13 protein-coding genes are annotated in these 17,125 nt (G+C 35.9%); 7 read left to right on the top strand and 6 right to left on the bottom strand.

Annotation, left to right across the window (positions count from 1 at the left end):
- Nucleotides 1–225: 225 nt before the first annotated feature.
- A complete protein-coding gene (locus tag NXS11_RS04505) occupies nt 226–2,181 on the bottom strand; it encodes a fructose-1,6-bisphosphatase (RefSeq protein ID WP_259199329.1) in 1,956 nt (651 codons plus the stop codon).
- Nucleotides 2,182–2,647: 466 nt separating this feature from the next.
- On the opposite strand from NXS11_RS04505, the gene NXS11_RS04500 reads away from it, so the two are divergent.
- The 4 genes from NXS11_RS04500 (at nt 2,648) to NXS11_RS04485 (ending at nt 6,940) form a co-directional block, all read left to right on the top strand.
- Nucleotides 2,648–3,919 carry a pyruvate MFS transporter gene (locus NXS11_RS04500; protein ID WP_259199326.1) on the top strand — a complete coding sequence of 424 codons (1,272 nt, stop codon included), beginning with the start codon at nt 2,648–2,650 and terminating at the stop codon, nt 3,917–3,919.
- A gap of 287 nt (nt 3,920–4,206) precedes the next feature.
- Nucleotides 4,207–4,791, top strand: coding sequence for a class A sortase SrtA (locus NXS11_RS04495; RefSeq protein ID WP_259199325.1), 585 nt, complete (start codon nt 4,207–4,209; stop codon nt 4,789–4,791).
- Between the two features lie 443 nt (nt 4,792–5,234).
- The gene (locus NXS11_RS04490) at nt 5,235–6,380 is read left to right on the top strand and encodes a glycerate kinase family protein (RefSeq protein ID WP_259199324.1); all 1,146 of its coding nucleotides are present in this window, start codon (nt 5,235–5,237) and stop codon (nt 6,378–6,380) included.
- Nucleotides 6,381–6,385: 5 nt separating this feature from the next.
- The gene (locus NXS11_RS04485) at nt 6,386–6,940 is read left to right on the top strand and encodes an LURP-one-related/scramblase family protein (protein ID WP_259199322.1); all 555 of its coding nucleotides are present in this window, start codon (nt 6,386–6,388) and stop codon (nt 6,938–6,940) included.
- A gap of 80 nt (nt 6,941–7,020) precedes the next feature.
- On the opposite strand, the gene NXS11_RS11170 is transcribed toward NXS11_RS04485, so the two are convergent.
- Complete coding sequence (locus NXS11_RS11170; RefSeq protein WP_506005048.1) at nt 7,021–7,098, bottom strand: IS3 family transposase; 78 nt, start codon at nt 7,096–7,098, stop codon at nt 7,021–7,023.
- Nucleotides 7,099–7,571: 473 nt separating this feature from the next.
- Between NXS11_RS11170 and NXS11_RS04480 the strand changes: the two genes are divergently transcribed.
- A complete protein-coding gene (locus tag NXS11_RS04480) occupies nt 7,572–8,642 on the top strand; it encodes a PTS sugar transporter subunit IIC (RefSeq protein WP_259199320.1) in 1,071 nt (356 codons plus the stop codon).
- 96 nt (nt 8,643–8,738) lie between these two features.
- On the opposite strand, the gene pflA is transcribed toward NXS11_RS04480, so the two are convergent.
- Entirely contained in the window at nt 8,739–9,500 is a 762-nt protein-coding gene (gene pflA, locus NXS11_RS04475) for a pyruvate formate-lyase-activating protein (RefSeq protein WP_259199319.1), read from the bottom strand.
- Nucleotides 9,501–9,623: 123 nt separating this feature from the next.
- Entirely contained in the window at nt 9,624–11,873 is a 2,250-nt protein-coding gene (gene pflB / locus NXS11_RS04470) for a formate C-acetyltransferase (protein ID WP_259199318.1), read from the bottom strand.
- Between the two features lie 317 nt (nt 11,874–12,190).
- Between pflB and NXS11_RS04465 the strand changes: the two genes are divergently transcribed.
- Together NXS11_RS04465 and NXS11_RS04460 are read left to right on the top strand one after the other, a co-directional pair.
- Nucleotides 12,191–13,333 (top strand): Rho termination factor N-terminal domain-containing protein, encoded by a 1,143-nt coding sequence (locus NXS11_RS04465; RefSeq protein ID WP_259199317.1) that lies wholly within the window; start codon nt 12,191–12,193, stop codon nt 13,331–13,333.
- A gap of 951 nt (nt 13,334–14,284) precedes the next feature.
- Nucleotides 14,285–15,388: a hypothetical protein gene (locus tag NXS11_RS04460; protein ID WP_259199315.1), complete on the top strand. Its 1,104-nt coding sequence runs from the start codon at nt 14,285–14,287 to the stop codon at nt 15,386–15,388.
- Between the two features lie 286 nt (nt 15,389–15,674).
- Here NXS11_RS04460 and NXS11_RS04455 read toward each other — a convergent pair whose 3' ends face one another.
- Nucleotides 15,675–15,932, bottom strand: coding sequence for a hypothetical protein (locus tag NXS11_RS04455; RefSeq protein WP_259199314.1), 258 nt, complete (start codon nt 15,930–15,932; stop codon nt 15,675–15,677).
- 287 nt (nt 15,933–16,219) lie between these two features.
- Nucleotides 16,220–17,119 (bottom strand): L-serine ammonia-lyase, iron-sulfur-dependent, subunit alpha, encoded by a 900-nt coding sequence (gene sdaAA, locus NXS11_RS04450; protein WP_259199313.1) that lies wholly within the window; start codon nt 17,117–17,119, stop codon nt 16,220–16,222.
- Nucleotides 17,120–17,125: the final 6 nt, after the last annotated feature.

Below are 17,125 nucleotides of genomic sequence, written 5' to 3'. Positions count from 1 at the left end.
ATTCAAAGTGAGAAAAAGATGTGAAGATAGTCAGTATTCAACAAGCAATATTTTCTCTCCTAGACTTTCGTTAAAATTTTAGGAGCACTATAGAATATTATGCGTTAGCAAATACTTCTATAGTGCTCCAATAAGGCTGCCTTGACGTATGAGAAGTTCACATTAACAATAGCTTTTGGTTTTACGCTATTTTGTGTGAATCTCTCTGCCATTTTTAAACTTTAATTACTTCATATAACGATAAGTCATGAGTTCCTTGAGCATATCAATTTCTTTCTGTAATTCCATTCCTTTATTGGTATCTTTGATGAGTTTGCGTTCTAGTTCTTCATCTACCACGCGGCGAATGGACAATTCATCTTCACCAGTTTTTAAGACGTTTTCTTTAGAATTGAATTCTTGGTGAGCTACAAGCTGCATCCCAAATGAATTATAAAGTAAAGTATAACCAGCGATACCAGTTGTGGACTGGTAAGCTTTTGAAAATCCACCGTCAATAACAAGCATCTTGCCATTGGCTTTAATAGGATCTTCACCATCGCGTTCTTTGACAGGTGTATGACCATTAATAATACGCCCTTGTTCTGGATCCATGTCAAACTCTTTAAGCATAGCTTTTACATAAGATTCTTGTTCACGTAGATGGTAGTATGGATTTTTCTCTTCTTTATGCGTTGCTTTATCTTTAATGAAATAGCGTTCAAAAGTAGTCATCGCACGTTTTCCAAATAAAGATGAGTATTTACCCGTCCATAAATACCATACTAAGTCTGTTGATATATCATCTTGTTCATCTAAATGTTCATATGCGTGACGAACATGTTCTTCAAAAGCATCTACTAATGCACGTCCGGAAGCATACTCTCCATCAATTACCATGCCTTCCATTGCGCCTGTTTCATCAACAGGAATACAGCCATGGATGAGTAGGTTACCATTATAGCGTAAATATAAAGTGCCTTTTTTCATTAAGAAATCTATATGACGACGTAGTTTTTCAGATTCTTGGAATGCGATGAGTAGTCGATCGATGACTTCTTGTTCTTCTTCCAGTAAAGCAGTAGGGTTTCTTGGATCAACCGTTTTGAAACACGTATTTTCTAATGGATAAACAGTTCCGTTGATTTCGAGTGTTTTTTCACGGTAATTAACGCGATCTAATAATAGACGCGCATCCATATCGAACTCTGGGCGGCGTTTAATAATGGGTGCTTCGAGTTTGAATTGAATCATCGCAATTGCCTGATGGATTTTTGTGATTTGAAGTTGTTCTAATGGAGAAGGAGCCTTCTCTGGATGTTTCTTTGGACGAAAAGCAGGATTATCATCATAATATTTCTCTGCCAATGTCAATAACGGACGTAAATTAATGCCATAAGCATCTTCAATAATATCTAAGTTATCGTAACGGGCACAAATGCGTAGTAAGTTGGCGAGACAGACTTTAGAACCCGAGTAAGCACCCATCCATAGCGCATCGTGGTTGCCCCATTGGATATCGACAGAATGATAATCGATCAAAGTGTCAATAATTTTATCAGGATGTGGGCCACGATCATAGATATCACCGACAACATGTAAGTGATCGACAACTAAACGTTGAATTGTATTTGATAAGCCCGTAATTAGCTTGTCGGCCTGATTCAGATCAATTATTTGACGAATAATTGTAGAATAATAGTCGCTTTTGTTGTTGTAGCGATTCGATTTATACAGCAATTCTTCAATGATAAACACATACTGCTCAGGTAAAGCTTTTCTTAACTTTGATCGTGTATACTTCGATGATGTGTAAGTAACTAATTCTAATAATTGCTTAATTGTATCTTCATACCATTGATTGCGTGTGTCTTTTGAGTCAAAGTTTGATTTGATGAGTTTAATTTTGTCTTCTGGATAATATACTAAGGCAATCAATTCATTAATATCCTCTTCAGAGAGGCGATTGTCAAAAATATCATGAATTTTAGATTGGATATTACCAGAACCATTACGCAATACGTGTTGGAAGGCGTGATATTCGCCGTGTAAGTCACTGACAAAATGCTCAGTCCCTTTAGGTAACTCCAAAATTGACGCCAAACTAATCAGCTCTGTTGCCACTTTTTCTTCTGAATCGTATTTTTCAGCGAGCAAGTCAAGGTACTGTCTCTTAAGCTCTGTTTCTTTTGCTGAATGCATTGAATTGCCACCTCTTATAAGTCATATTTTTATTTTTAAGCGCTTCCATATTCTATTAAACCATATTATACACAAGACGTTAATTAACAACATTTATGAATGGTAGAAATTTTATTAACTTTCACGAGAGATGAAGAGAAATATTTAGAAAACAAGTAGCATTGGTAAATGGAATTTCTGTATCACCATGAAGTGATCTCTCATTCCTAAAAGGCGGCATCTATGTATATTATCAAAGTAATTACTATTATAAAATAGTAATTAAACATAAGAGTTCATTACACTATTTGACTTTTAAAAATGATAAAAGATTATGATGACACTATTTTAATTGTGATAAAATGCACAAATAAATATTTGTATTTAAACGTTAAAAATTTTCTTGTAAACGTTTTCCACCTGTGGTATATTCAAATTGCTAATTTTAATGGTCATCAGATGACCTAATGAAAGCGGGGGCAAAATAATGAGCAAGAAAAGAACAAATGTCCGTTGGATGTTTGCAGGGATTTTCTTCTTGATCGGGGTTATTGCATATATGGACAGAGCAAACATCTCATATATCGCAGTACCAATGATGGAAGATTTACATTTAACAAAGACGCAATTCGGATTTTTAGCGTCGTTCTTCTCACTAGGATACGCACTTATGCAAGTGCCTGCAGGTTTCTTGGCAGAGAAGTTTGGACCTAAGAAAATGATTTCGATTGCATTAGTTTGGTGGAGTGCTTTCACAATCTTAACTGGATTAGTGAAAAACCACGGCTTACTGTACTTAGTACGTTTCTTATTCGGTGTTGGGGAAGCACCGATGTATCCGTCACATGCAGTATTTAATACACATTGGTTTAGCAAAAATGAAAAAGGGCGTGCATCAAGTGCGTTATTAGCTGGATCATATTTTGGACCAGTATTAGCACCATTCATTACAGTTGCTATTTATAATACATTTGGCTGGCAAGCAGTATTCTATATTTTCGGTGCGATTGGTTTTATGATTGCATTGTTATGGATCATTATTGCGAAAGACTTACCTGAACACCACAAAATGGTCAATGAAGCAGAGAAACAATTTATTATGGAGAATCGCGATGTGGTTTCAACAGAAAAATCATCAGCGCCATGGGGTATCTTCTTCAGCCGTTTCAGTTTTTATGCCATTGCAGCACAATACTTTATTGTACAGTTTGCGATTACACTATTTTTAATATGGTTACCATCATACTTGATGGAGACATTCCATATTGATAACTTAACAATGAGTAAAATCGCTGGGATTCCATGGTTTATGATGTTCATCGTAATCATGTTAGGTGGCGCAATTTCAGACAAGATTTTAAGTTCTGGAAAATCACGTTTCATCGCACGTGCATCTATCGCTATTGTAGGTTTCGTTGTGTTCGGTATTGCATTGAACTTTGCCGTATCAGCACAAACACTAACAATGAACATTTTCTGGATGTCATTCTGTTTAAGTGGTATCGGCTTATCAATGGTTATGAGCTGGGCATCTGCGACAGATTTAGGACGTAACTTTGCAGGTACAGTATCAGGTTGGATGAACTTATGGGGTAATATCGGTGCGATGTTAAGTCCAATCCTTGCAGGTTACCTTGCAACGATGATAGGTTGGTCAACAACTTTACGCTTAATGTTAATTTTAGTTGTAATTGCGATTGTATTATGGTTCTTCGTTAAACCTGACGAGCCATTAATCAAAGACGAATCAAAAGCATAATAGAGATGTAAGAGCTAGGATACGTGCAATGTCCTAGCTTTTTTTGGTGCGCCCGGCATGGGTAATAACTTGACGGTGAAAGCCCATTTGACGAATTAAAATAATATGATTAGGAAGCGCTACAAAGCCTGATAAAGTTGAGATTGCTGTTATTATTATTTGAGTAGAGCTTTTCGACAAGGCTTGCCTTCTTTTCTTATATATTGTGCAAGGCTTATTTATATAGGTATTTTACATATTGTATGGTAGAATGGTGCTACATATTAAAGAACGGAAGAGGAAAAATCATGGAGCAAGTGAAAAAATTTTTAATTCCATTCATTGGATTGGTGTTAATTCTTGGTGGCCTATATTTAGTGTTTAAGCCAAAGATTGATAGTTATTTTGCGCAGCGTGAGACAGATCAAAAGATTGAACAGTATGAGTCTAAAAAAGAAGTGACTCAAGAAATACCGAAAGATAAGTCAAAAGTGGTGGGTGTGCTGCGTGTGCCATCTGTAAATATTAAAGAAGCGGTATATCCTGGACCGGCTACAAGAGAACAGTTAAGTCGTGGCGTGGCATTTGCTGAGGAAGACGAATCGTTGTCTGATCAAAACATTGCTATCGCAGGACATACGGATTATAGTTTATACAATCAGTTTACAGACTTACATAAAGCTAAAAAAGGTGATGAAGTAACATTTACTGTTGGTAAAGATGTAAGAAAATATAAGATTACATCGATTAAAAATGTAGATCCAAGCGAAGTGCAAGTATTAGATGAGATGAAAAAAGATAAAGACCAGCTTACATTGATTACATGTGATGACTATGATTCGAACACAGGTCAATGGTTGAAACGTAGTATTTACGTCGCTGAAGCAGCATAATGAATAGTCAAGACTTGTGAGCATTAACGTGTTCATAAGTCTTTTTTATTAGCAATTGTTGTAAAATATTACATTTTGTATGTATAACGTTTTAATATGTGATGGAGCAAGGAGATAATAAATCTTAAACTTATGAAAGAAGCTGCATTTTTGATAGGTTTTTGTACTTTGGTAAATTTTTGGTGTACTACAGAAACTTTATACGTTAGTAAAAGTTTATACTGTTTCGCTTAGCTATCGTTAATAGTACTTACAATGATGTTCAATTCCTTCGAGCTCTAACTATGTTTGTCTTGATTGTCAAAATATGCATGTTATGTGAATCAACAACTATCAAATCTAGATGCATATAAGCGATAAAAGTTTTTCATATACAAATTAACTGTAATTTATAATTTTCAACGATATAATTAAAGTAATAAACAACAAAGAGGTGTTGGCTTATGAAACGATTATTAATTGCACCTGATTCATTTAAAGGTTGTATGACAGCGATGGAAGCGGCGGAAGCTATTGAATGTGGCTGGCGTTCGGTTATGGGAGATACTTGGTCTTATCATAAAGTGCCCATGGCAGATGGTGGTGAAGGAACTACACAATCTTTACATGATGCGTTACATGGGACGTGGATTACTACAACAGTAACAGGTCCATTAGGAGAAAGCGTAGATGCTGCGTACAGCTTGGCATTTGGTGGAACAACGGCAATTATTGAAATGGCAGCAGCGTCGGGGTTGAATTTACTGACTCCTGAAACATTAAATCCGCTTGTAGCCACTACATATGGTACGGGAGAGCTTGTACGTGATGCATTGGATCGTGGCGTAACTCGTTTGATTATCGGCATTGGTGGTAGCGCAACGAATGATGGTGGTGCGGGTTTTTTACAAGCACTGGGGGTTAAGTTATGTGATGCACAAGGGCATGAGTTGCCATTCGGTGGTGCGGCGTTACAACAGCTTGCCTACATTGATATGACGCATCTAGATCCCCGTTTAGCGCAAATTGACATTGAGGTTGCATGTGACGTGACGAATCCGTTACTCGGGTCATCGGGTGCAACAGCAGTTTATGGTGCGCAAAAGGGGGTAACCGAAGAAATGTTCCCAATACTCGAGCAAGCACTGACACACTATCATGCAATGATCCAACGTGATGTAGGAAAAGATGTTGCAATGATACCGGGAGCAGGTGCTGCGGGAGGTTTGGGAACGGCATTATTGGCATGCTTACCTGTCACATTACGTAGCGGTGTTGATATTGTGCTAGATGTGACGAACTTTCAACACTATGCGTTAAATTGTGATTTGGTCGTGACAGGTGAGGGACGCATTGACGGGCAGACGGCATTCGGTAAGACGCCTGTGGGTGTAGCTCAGGCGGCGAAACATTATCATAAGCCGGTCATTGCGGTGGCAGGAACGATCGGTGACGGTTATGAGGCAGTATTCGATCATGGTATCGATGCGGTTTACAGTTTGTCATCTGGACCGATGTCATTAGCAGAAGCGCTTGCACAAGGACAGGATGCGCTAACGAGATGGTCAGAAAATATGGCGCGTTTTTATCAAATAACAAGTAAGAGGTGATGGTTATGAAGACGTATCATTATAAGGACAATTTTTGGGATGCATCATCGAAAGAGATGCCTATTTATAACGAACAAGGTGAGCATGTGATGATGTTACGTGTATTACATAAAAAGAATGCACGTAATGTAAAGAAGTTTTTAAGTTCGATAAAGCAAGAGTATGAAGTTACAGATGGGAAAGACCTTTATTACGTTCATCGTCAAAAATCATTCCGTTCGTACTTCTGTCCTATTTGGGAAGTGTATCATAATCACCAATTAATTGGTGAATTTAAAGTGAAGATGAGTTTTTGGCGTCAAAGATTATGTTATATCCCATCACAAGGGGAAACATTGTCGTGGCAGATGGGCGTCTTATCACATAGCATGACGGTAACAGATGAACGTGATGTTGAAGTGCTGAAGTCAAAATCAAGTTACTTTAAAATCAGAACGGAACATACACTCTCTTTAAATCCTGAATCTTATCCAGCAATGTTACTGATTCTCTTATTCCATGTGGCATTTGAATATCATGAAATGACACAAAATGCAGCTGCTTCTGGTGGGGCTACATGATAAAAAATCGTACCTGTAAAAGAAAAAATGAGGTGCACCCAAAAGCTGTACTTTAGTATATTACATTAAAGGTTTGTTTTCTAAGTTTTTTTAGGAGACGAACCTTTAATTTTTTCGTTATTATAAAAATCAATATAATGATGAATTCTTGTTCTAATTGGTTGAAATGTTTAAATTTCGATGTAAAACATTGCTTGTGTGCGTAATCTAAAAAAGTCTTTCATCAATGCGTTATTCAAATAATTGCCCTCTCAGGATATATTTTAGATAGTGCCCTGACAAGACTCAATAGAAGTGTGGAGAGTTTGTTCAGCACATACACATTTCAATCAGCTACTGCCAATATCATTAACAACGCGTGTTCAAAATCTAAACATACTTACTTTTTGGAGCGTACATGGTTTTCAAGTTACACATGTGCGTGTGTTTCTAAAAATTATATACAGTATGCTTCCATTGGCATTTGAAAATCATTGGTTTAATAGCGCAGCCTTTTCTTGAACAATAAATCGTAATTAAAAAATTACTGCGTGAAATTCAGAAATAAATATTTGTTTTGTCAAAATAATCGTAAAAAATAGCGATGAATAGCGTATAATAACGATAAGTAAAAAATTAGGGAGGCGTATTTATGGAAGGTAAAACAAATGAAAAAATGACATTCAAGAAATTTACGTTTAATGTATTAAATGGTTTGGCAGTTGCCATCGTCGTAGGTCTTATTCCGAATGCGGTGTTAGGTGGACTATTTCAATACTTAGGCAAGGATATTGCATTTTTTGGTACATTGCATCATGTCGTACTAGGAATACAGTTTGCCTTGCCATTAATGGTAGGAGTCCTAATCGCATTTCAATTTAAGCTTAATCCAATGGAAACAGCGATTGTTGGTGCAGCAGCTTATGTGGGTTCAGGAGCGGCACAAGCAACCGAAACAGGCTGGCAAATTGTTGGGATTGGTGACTTAATTAATACAATGCTAACAGCTTCTATAGCAGTGTTGATGGTCTTTGCTTTAAAAGGTCGTTTGGGTAGTTTGACGATTATATTGTTGCCGATTATTGTCGGGGGTGTTCCAGGTCTTATTGGTACATTGACGTTACCTTATGTGAGTAAGATTACTTTGGCGATTGGTAACTTAGTAAATACATTGACGACACTACAACCTGTGCTTATGTGCATCTTAATTGCCATTCTGTTCTCTTTTATTATCGTCTCTCCTGTATCAACGATTGCTGTTGGTCTAGCGATTGGTATTTCAGGATTGGCAGCAGGTGCGGCAGCGATTGGTGTTGCTGCAGCGGCAGTTGTATTGTTTATTGGGACATTGCGTGTGAATAAGTTGGGTGTGCCTATTGCTATTATTTTGGGTGGTATGAAGATGATGATGCCTAATATTATTCGCTATCCTATTCTGTTATTACCTATAGGACTGACAGCTGGTATAACGGGTGCAGTAGGTGCGCTTGTTGGTATCCAAGGAACGAAGGAAACAGCAGGGTTTGGTATTGTAGGATTGGTTGGCCCAATCAAGTCATTGGAATTTTTACCGCATGATACACTGACGAATGTATTATTGGCAGGGTTTGTCTTTATCATTATTCCATTAATTGTTGGCTTCATCGTCAATACATTATTCTGCAAAGTACTTAAACTGTACAAACCAGACATTTATCGATTTACTGCGAATGAGGAAGTTTAAAAATAACAACTAAAAACCGCTACACGCACAGGGGATTTGCGTATAGCGGTTTATTGTATTTATAACATAAGTAGGAGTGTATCAATTATGACAGTGTTAGCTGAGAGGTGTTAAGGGGGTAACACCTTTAAAGTTTACCAAACGATATGCTGACTCTACCTCTTCATCTGTTGGAGGGTTGACATCTTCAAGTTCATATGGAATGCCGAGTGCTTCCCATTTATGAACACCGAGTTGATGGTAAGGCAGAAGCTCGAACTTTTCTACATTGCCGAGCTGGTTAATAAATTCGCCGAGTGTACGTAGGTCTTCTGGGGCATCAGTGAGACCTGGCACAAGGACATGGCGTATCCAGATTGGCTGCTTTTTATCAGCTAAGTACTGAATATATTTTAAAATATGGGTGTTAGGTCTTCCAGTTAAGCGTTTATGCTTTTCATTATCAATATGTTTAATATCGACCATTAATAGATCTGTATATGGGAGCAATTGGTCGAAATGTTTTCTAAAAGCTTCTGAGTCATTCGCGCAGCCAAGTGATGTATCAATACATGTATGAATACCTTTGGCTTGTAACTTCTGGAACAACTCTTCAATAAATGGCATTTGGAGGAGGGGTTCACCACCGCTGACTGTAACACCACCTCCAGATGCTTGGAAATAAGGGAGGTACGGTGTAATTTCAGCTACGAGTTCATCAGATGTTGCAGTTCTTGACGGCTCATTTACTTTCCATGTATCAGGATTATGACAGTATAAGCAGCGCAATAAGCAACCTTGTGTAAAGATGATATAACGTAGACCAGGGCCGTCTACAGTACCCAAACTCTCTATTGAATGAATGTGCCCCTTTTGCATAGTAAATCCCTCTATTTCCTATCATTATTAATTATTATCAGTGTTCGAAAAGCAGTAGTGTTCATAGTAAAACACTTTTCTAGTTCTATACAAACACTAACCGCTTTTCTCACAACCTTGTTACTACATTGATTCGTGGAATGTACGAGAAATAACGTCTAGTTGTTGTTCGCGTGTTAACTTGATGAAGTTTACAGCGTAACCAGATACACGAACTGTTAACTGTGGATATTCTTCCGGATGTTCCATTGCATCTAATAATGTTTCACGATTGAATACGTTAATGTTTAGGTGGTGACCATGTTGTAATGCATAACCATCTAAAATACTTACTAAGTTTTGTTCTTGTGTATGTGCCTCTTTACCTAATGATTTTGGTACGATACTGAATGTGTTTGAGATACCGTCTTTACAGCAGTCATAAGGTAATTTAGCTACAGATGATAATGATGCTAATGCACCGTTTGCGTCGCGACCGTGCATTGGGTTAGCACCTGGTGCAAATGGTTCGCCTGCTTTACGTCCATCTGGTGTGTTACCTGTTTTCTTACCGTATACAACGTTTGAAGTGATTGTTAAGACACTCATTGTATGTTCAGAATCACGGTAAGTTTTGTGCTTACGTAATTTTCTCATAAAGCTTTCAACTAATTGAACAGCGATGTCATCAACACGTGGATCATTGTTACCATATTTAGGGAAATCACCAGTTGTTTCAAAATCTACGACAAGACCATTTTCGTCACGGATTGGACGTACTTTTGCATATTTGATAGCAGATAATGAGTCAGCTGCAACAGATAAACCAGCGATACCAGTTGCCATTGTACGATGAACATCTGTATCATGTAATGCCATTTCAATACGTTCGTAACTGTATTTATCATGCATGTAGTGGATAACGTTCAATGAGTTAACGTATACACCAGCAAGCCATTCCATCATTTCATCAAATTGTGCATATACTTCATCGTAATCTAATACGTCAGATTCGATTGGTGCAAATTTTGGTGCGACTTGGTTGCCAGACTTTTCATCTTTACCACCATTGATTGCGTATAATAATGTTTTCGCTAGGTTAGCACGTGCGCCGAAGAATTGCATTTGTTTACCAATCTTCATAGCAGATACACAACATGCGATACCGTAGTCGTCGCCATAGCTTTCACGCATTAAGTCATCGTTTTCGTATTGGATAGAGCTAGTTTTGATACTCATCTTCGTACAATAACGTTTGAAGTTTTCAGGTAAGCGTGTAGACCATAATACTGTTAAGTTTGGTTCTGGCGCAGGACCTAAGTTATCTAAAGAGTGCAAGAAGCGGAATGAGTTTTTCGTTACCATTGGACGTCCGTCGATACCTACACCACCGATAGATTCTGTTACCCAAGTAGGGTCACCAGAGAATAATGCATTGTAGTCAGGTGTACGCGCAAATTTTACAAGGCGTAGTTTCATGATAAAGTGGTCAATGATTTCTTGTACTTCAGATTCAGTAATTGTACCAGCTTGTAAGTCACGTTCAGCATAGATGTCTAAGAACGTAGAAGTACGACCTAAACTCATTGCAGCACCATTTTGTTCTTTGATTGCTGCAAGGTATGCTAAGTATAACCATTGAACAGCTTCTTTAAAGTTTTCAGCTGGACGGCTAAGGTCGAAGCCATAACGTTCACCAAGTTCTTTTAATTCTTTTAATGAACGGTATTGTTCAGATACTTCTTCACGTAGACGAATGACATCTTCAGACATTGTAGAAGAAATAGAATTGAAGTCACGTTGTTTTTCTGCCATTAAGAAGTCTACACCGTATAATGCAACACGACGATAGTCACCGATAATACGGCCACGACCGTATGCATCAGGAAGACCTGTGATGATACCTGCTTTACGGCATGCTAACATTTCTTTAGAGTACGCATCGAATACACCTTGGTTGTGTGTTTTACGATATTCTGTGAAGATATGTTCTGTTTCTTTGTCTAGCTCATAACCATATGCTTCACATGCAGCTTTCGCCATACGGATACCACCAAATGGTTGCATCGAACGTTTGAATGGTTTGTCTGTTTGAACGCCGACAATTTGTTCTAATTCTTGGTTAAGATAACCAGCATCGTGAGAAAGGATTGTTGAAGGGACTTTTGTATCCATATCCCACATACCGCCACGTTCACGTTCTTCTTTCGATAGTTGCATGACTTGATCCCATAATTTTGTTGTTGCTTCAGTAGGACCAGCTAAGAAACTATCATCACCTTGATACCCTGTGAAGTTAAGTTGAATGAATTCACGCACATCTACATTACGTGTCCAACGACCAGTTTTAAAACCAGCCCATGCGTTAGTTTGTTTCTTTGGTTCTTTAATCATATGTTATACCTCCATTTAGTTTTGTTCATCATTTCACAATACAGTATAACAACCTTTGTGAACAAAATCACGCAAACATTGAAAACGTTTTACATTTGTCGAAAATTGTCTTTTATTTAGATATAATTTCGACAAAATTTAATTATTCAATCACATGTATTTATTTGACAAATGATAAAATTTTAGGAATGAATTTTAATATGTGTATAGTATTTGGATATATGCCATCATTCTTTGTGTAATTCACTAAAAATATTTCACAAAAGATAAGCAACTTTGTACAATGAAGATATTATGATAAATGAATAGGTGAGGATATGGATAAAGATTACGATTTCCTAGAAGGCTTATTAGAAGGGCTAGTTGATGAAGAAAGCGCACAGTTTGAACAAGCACTGATGGAACGGGGGATTTTCCCTGAACAACCCGATTCGATTATTGAATTGATGTCAGAGAATACTGTGAATGATATCAAGGAATTGTGTAAAGCACATGGCATTAAAGGTTATTCTGGCATGAAAAAAGATGAAATGCTCATTCATTTTATTGATGAGTTGGTAACAGACACATATATTAAGGAACAAATTGACAAAATGAGTCATGATCAACGCTTAGCATTTGTGTTGGCATATCATTATCGGGAAGAGATATTACCGCTTTTTTCATCAATCACATTCCCAGATTGTTATTTGGTATTTGATGTAGATGAAGATGATGACGGGCTACCTGTGTTAGAAATACCTGTAGAGGTTGCTGAGCGTGTTGGTACTTATATTGAACAAAAAGACACAACGTTACAAGCTTTAATTCGCAAGTATCGAGTGTTTGAAGCGGCAACGAATCTGTACGGCTTATATTCTTACACACAACTTCAAAAGGTCTTTAAAACTTACTTAGATGAAGATAATACATTGATGGACATTGAGCGTTTTGTGAAGCGCTGTGAACGCGTTGCGCCCGAAAATGTTAATTGCCGTATCGTTAATGGTGCAATTGTGTCTTTAGGATTACAATTAGAAGAAGATGAGTTTGTGTATTTCTTAAAAGAGGCGGATTACTATATGCCTGAAACAGTAGAAGATATGTTGTACTTCGAGAAGAACGTTTTCAGCTTAGCAGATGAAGATATGATCGATTTCTTATCTTGGCTAGACCAAAATGTGATTAAAGATAATAAATTTGACGTAACGCCAGAACAATTAAATGTTGAGTTGCTGACGATGATGAAACATGCTATTTCATATGATATGATTACCGATTTGTTGTTGTTGCTTGTAAATGATGGTATTTTACGCAAAGATGTAACATCGACACATCAAAAGAACGTGAAGCCAATCTTTATGAAAATGCGTAACTGGGTCTTCCACGGTCATACATTTGATGAATACATGAAAAAATTAGATAAAGTATATAAACATGATCGTTCAAAAATTATCGATATTAACGATCATAGAAGTTAATAATATATGAAATAGGTAAGTAATACTTGAGAAATATGGATCCTACGTAAGCCTATTAATTTAATAATTCTCCCTCTATGATTGATATAGGAGAAATTAAGGTAATCCAAGCCTGTACTCAAAACTAAGAGTATGGGCTTTTGTTTTATAATTCTTGAATTTACACTTTAAGTACAACAATTAAATAATGACTCATAGTCTTGGTATAATGGTGTTTGCGAAGACTCCAATACCCAAAGAGGAACTATGAGCCATTACAAACACCTTACACCAATGGAGAGAGAAAAGATAGTTCTTCTTTTAGTGTCATTTCTGATAATCTAGGTCTTCCAGAATTTCTTTTCTCATGTTCTGCAATCTTTCAGGTAAGTTTTTCATCACTAGTACACGTTTCTTGAAACTTGGAATATGTGCTCCTAAGATAATTGTATCCAGAATAAGTTAATTTAATGTCCTTGCTTCTATATATTATTCCGAATAATAAAAAAAGATAGATTTTTCAGTTATTTTTTGGTAAATTTGTAACGTTCAATATATAATAAAGTGGCAATACTATGATGGTAGTTAAAGAGATTGAGAAAAACAACGAGAAAATGGCACATGATACTTGTTATGATTAATTTCGAAAAGCGTGCATTTATTTTGGGCGCTTCTTTCTATTTATTCTGACATAATTAATTACTGTGATAGTAAATAAAATGAAAATATATGATAAGTTTTTGCTGGCATTTGAGATATAGCTACCTATAGTCAAAATCAATTGAAAATATTACATAGTATATGTGAGTTGATTTTAGCTCGTTACAGCCATATGAATGATCAATCAGTTTTAAAGATGTAGATAGTGATAATTATTATTTGTATTTATCTGTACAAAAATATGGCAAAGTATATTTATTTGAGAGAGTAAATGAAACACGAATTTATTTAAAAGACTTAGAGGATGTAATGATGAACTTAAAAAAAGTAAAAGGTATTTATCTACTAACAATTTTATCTTCAAGCTTGTTTTATGCTTTTAGTACAACTAAAATAATTTCGTATACTAATCTATCACCATTTACAGTTGTTTTATTAAATGCGCTAATAGAACTCTTTATCTATTTAGATATTAATTATATAAGAAGACTCACAAGAATGAGCACAAAAAATATTAGTGTAATGGGAATGATTTCATTTTTGATAACACAATTATTGTTTGTTATTAAATTTAATGATTATGTTATCTTATTGATAGCTTACGTATTATGTAGTTTTATTTTTAACCTTTATTTATTGTGTTTAGAAAATGTAATAGTTGATTTTGAAAAGAATGCACGAAATGGTCTTGTAAGTATCACATTATTAAGAATTTCATCAAAAGTTGTAGGATTTGGGCTAGGAGCATTTTTCCAATATGTATCTATTTGGCACTATACATTTATACTTTTATTCACATTTTTAATATTATCTACAGTGAATATCGAAAATAAAGGTGCTAATATAGATTCTATTGTATCTATAAAAAGATTAAATAGTAAATATCTAATTTTAACACTATTATTTTTAGGCAGTGTATCTGTATTTACCATTCCTAAGTTGATAAAAGATTTGAATGAACAAGGTATGTCATCATACAGTAGTATAACTTTTATGCTACCAGGTATTTTCGCGATATTATATTTAAAATATTTAAAAGATTCAAAGTTCAACAATAATTTTAAACTTAAAAATATTGCATATATATTATTGATATCTATTTATTTGATTGTTCAGCATTATGAAACTTTATTTTTCTTAAGAATATTTATGATTTCAATGATTATAACAATAAGTATTTCAATTACAATTGATATTAGAGCGTGGTTTATTCAGAGAAATGGGCAAGCAGAACTTAAAAATTTATTGCAATTGATGAACTTAATCTACGTATTGTCAATATTATTTTTTTCCATAACATCATTTTTTATAGTAGATATTACTGTGATAATATTTATGATCAATATCATCTCATCTTTATTTTTATTGTTTGATAAACGGAGAGGAGAAAATTATGAAAATAGGATTATGTTATAGGGATTATATCTATGGGAATGAATTGAAGCAATAGGTGGATTTTATAATCAACTTAGCCATCTATAAACAGAAAAACGCCATGTGAAGTTCATGTCATTATTGAGGTTACCACATCAAATCAATAAAGGACTGAATTTACATGACAAAATCTAAAGGAACACACTTAAGTTATAAAGAACGTATATAAACAAATACAGTCATTTGATATATTTTGATTGATATAAAACAAAAAAGCATGAGGATAGGCGGCTTAATAGTCAGTCTCATGCTTAATGAAATATATCATCTATTGAATAGTTTTATTTTTTTCAAGTATGCCTTTGTGGAAAGGTTCTTCATCGACTTCTTGTTGAACGGTAGCTGATGAGGATGCCTTGTTCTCTTCTAGACGAAATACGACATAGTTATAAATGAAAAAACCAATGATACTGAGTGAAAATGATTGCATGAGCAGATATTGCCATGTGCCTGCAATTAAATATGTCTCAGAGATGGTCGTTGTAATGACGAGTGCCAAAAACAATAGCGCCAACTTTTTAAGCATCTTTCTCAGCTCCTTTTACCAATATTTTAAGTTGATTGAAAAGTCTTAAATCAGTTATAACATTTTTTGAATTAAAAAGATATATTTTTTCAGAAAATTCTGCGCTGAATTTATTTTATGTATGCAGAAGATTATACAATATTTTATAGAAGAAAAGGGGAGAGAACTGACGTAAACAAAATGTAGTTCTTTAAAATTTGTGAGATAGGGAAGGTTCATAGGCATAAAAAAAAGAAGTTTGAGATAGGCTCGATATCTCAAACTTCAATATATGTGACTTGTGTTGTTTATGAGAATACTTCGTCTTTGTTAGAAGTACCAAAGATTTTTTCTTTAATCGCTTGACCTGTTGGTGTACCTGCAAGACCACCGATACCTGTTTCACGTAATGATGCAGGTAAGTTACGACCTACAGTATCCATTGCCATAATGACTTCATCTACTGGGATACGGCTTTCAACACCTGCAAGAGCAAGGTCAGCTGAAATTAAGCCATTACCTGAACCGATTGCGTTACGCATAACACAAGGAATCTCTACTAAACCTGCCACTGGGTCACATACAAGACCTAGTAGGTTGGCTAAGCTGATTGCGATTGCGTGACCTGCTTGAGTTGGTGTACCACCGAATGTTTCAACGGCTGCAGCTGCTGCGATGGCAGATGCTGTGCCAACTTCTGCTTGGCAACCACCAATGGCACCAGCAACTGAAGCGTTATTTGCGATAATCATACCGCACATAGATGCTGAGAATAAGAACTTAATCATTTGTTCATTATCTAAGTCATGTGATTGTTCTAATTTGAATAATACGCCTGGAATCGTACCTGATGAACCTGCTGTTGGTGTTGCACAGATAATGCCCATTGCTGCGTTTACTTCGTTTGTCGCGATTGCACCTTGTACGGCAGTGACCATATCGCTACCAGAAAGGGCTTTATGTGTTTCATTGTATTTACGTACTTTAATAGCGTCTTGACCCGTATAACCTGTTACACTTTTAACACCTTCACCAGTTGATCCTTTTTCAACAGCGTCGCGCATTGTATCTAAGTTTTGTTGCATTAAACCATAGACTTCTTCACGTGTCATTCCACGTGTTTCCATCTCATGTGCAATCATAATTTCGGAAAAAGTTGTGTCGTTTTGTTCTGCATATTCTATTAATTCTTTCATTGAATCAAACATGATTGT

The organism is Staphylococcus americanisciuri, assembly GCF_024814435.1.
Lineage (GTDB): Bacteria > Bacillota > Bacilli > Staphylococcales > Staphylococcaceae > Staphylococcus > Staphylococcus americanisciuri.
This window is presented reverse-complemented; position numbering and strand designations above follow the sequence as displayed.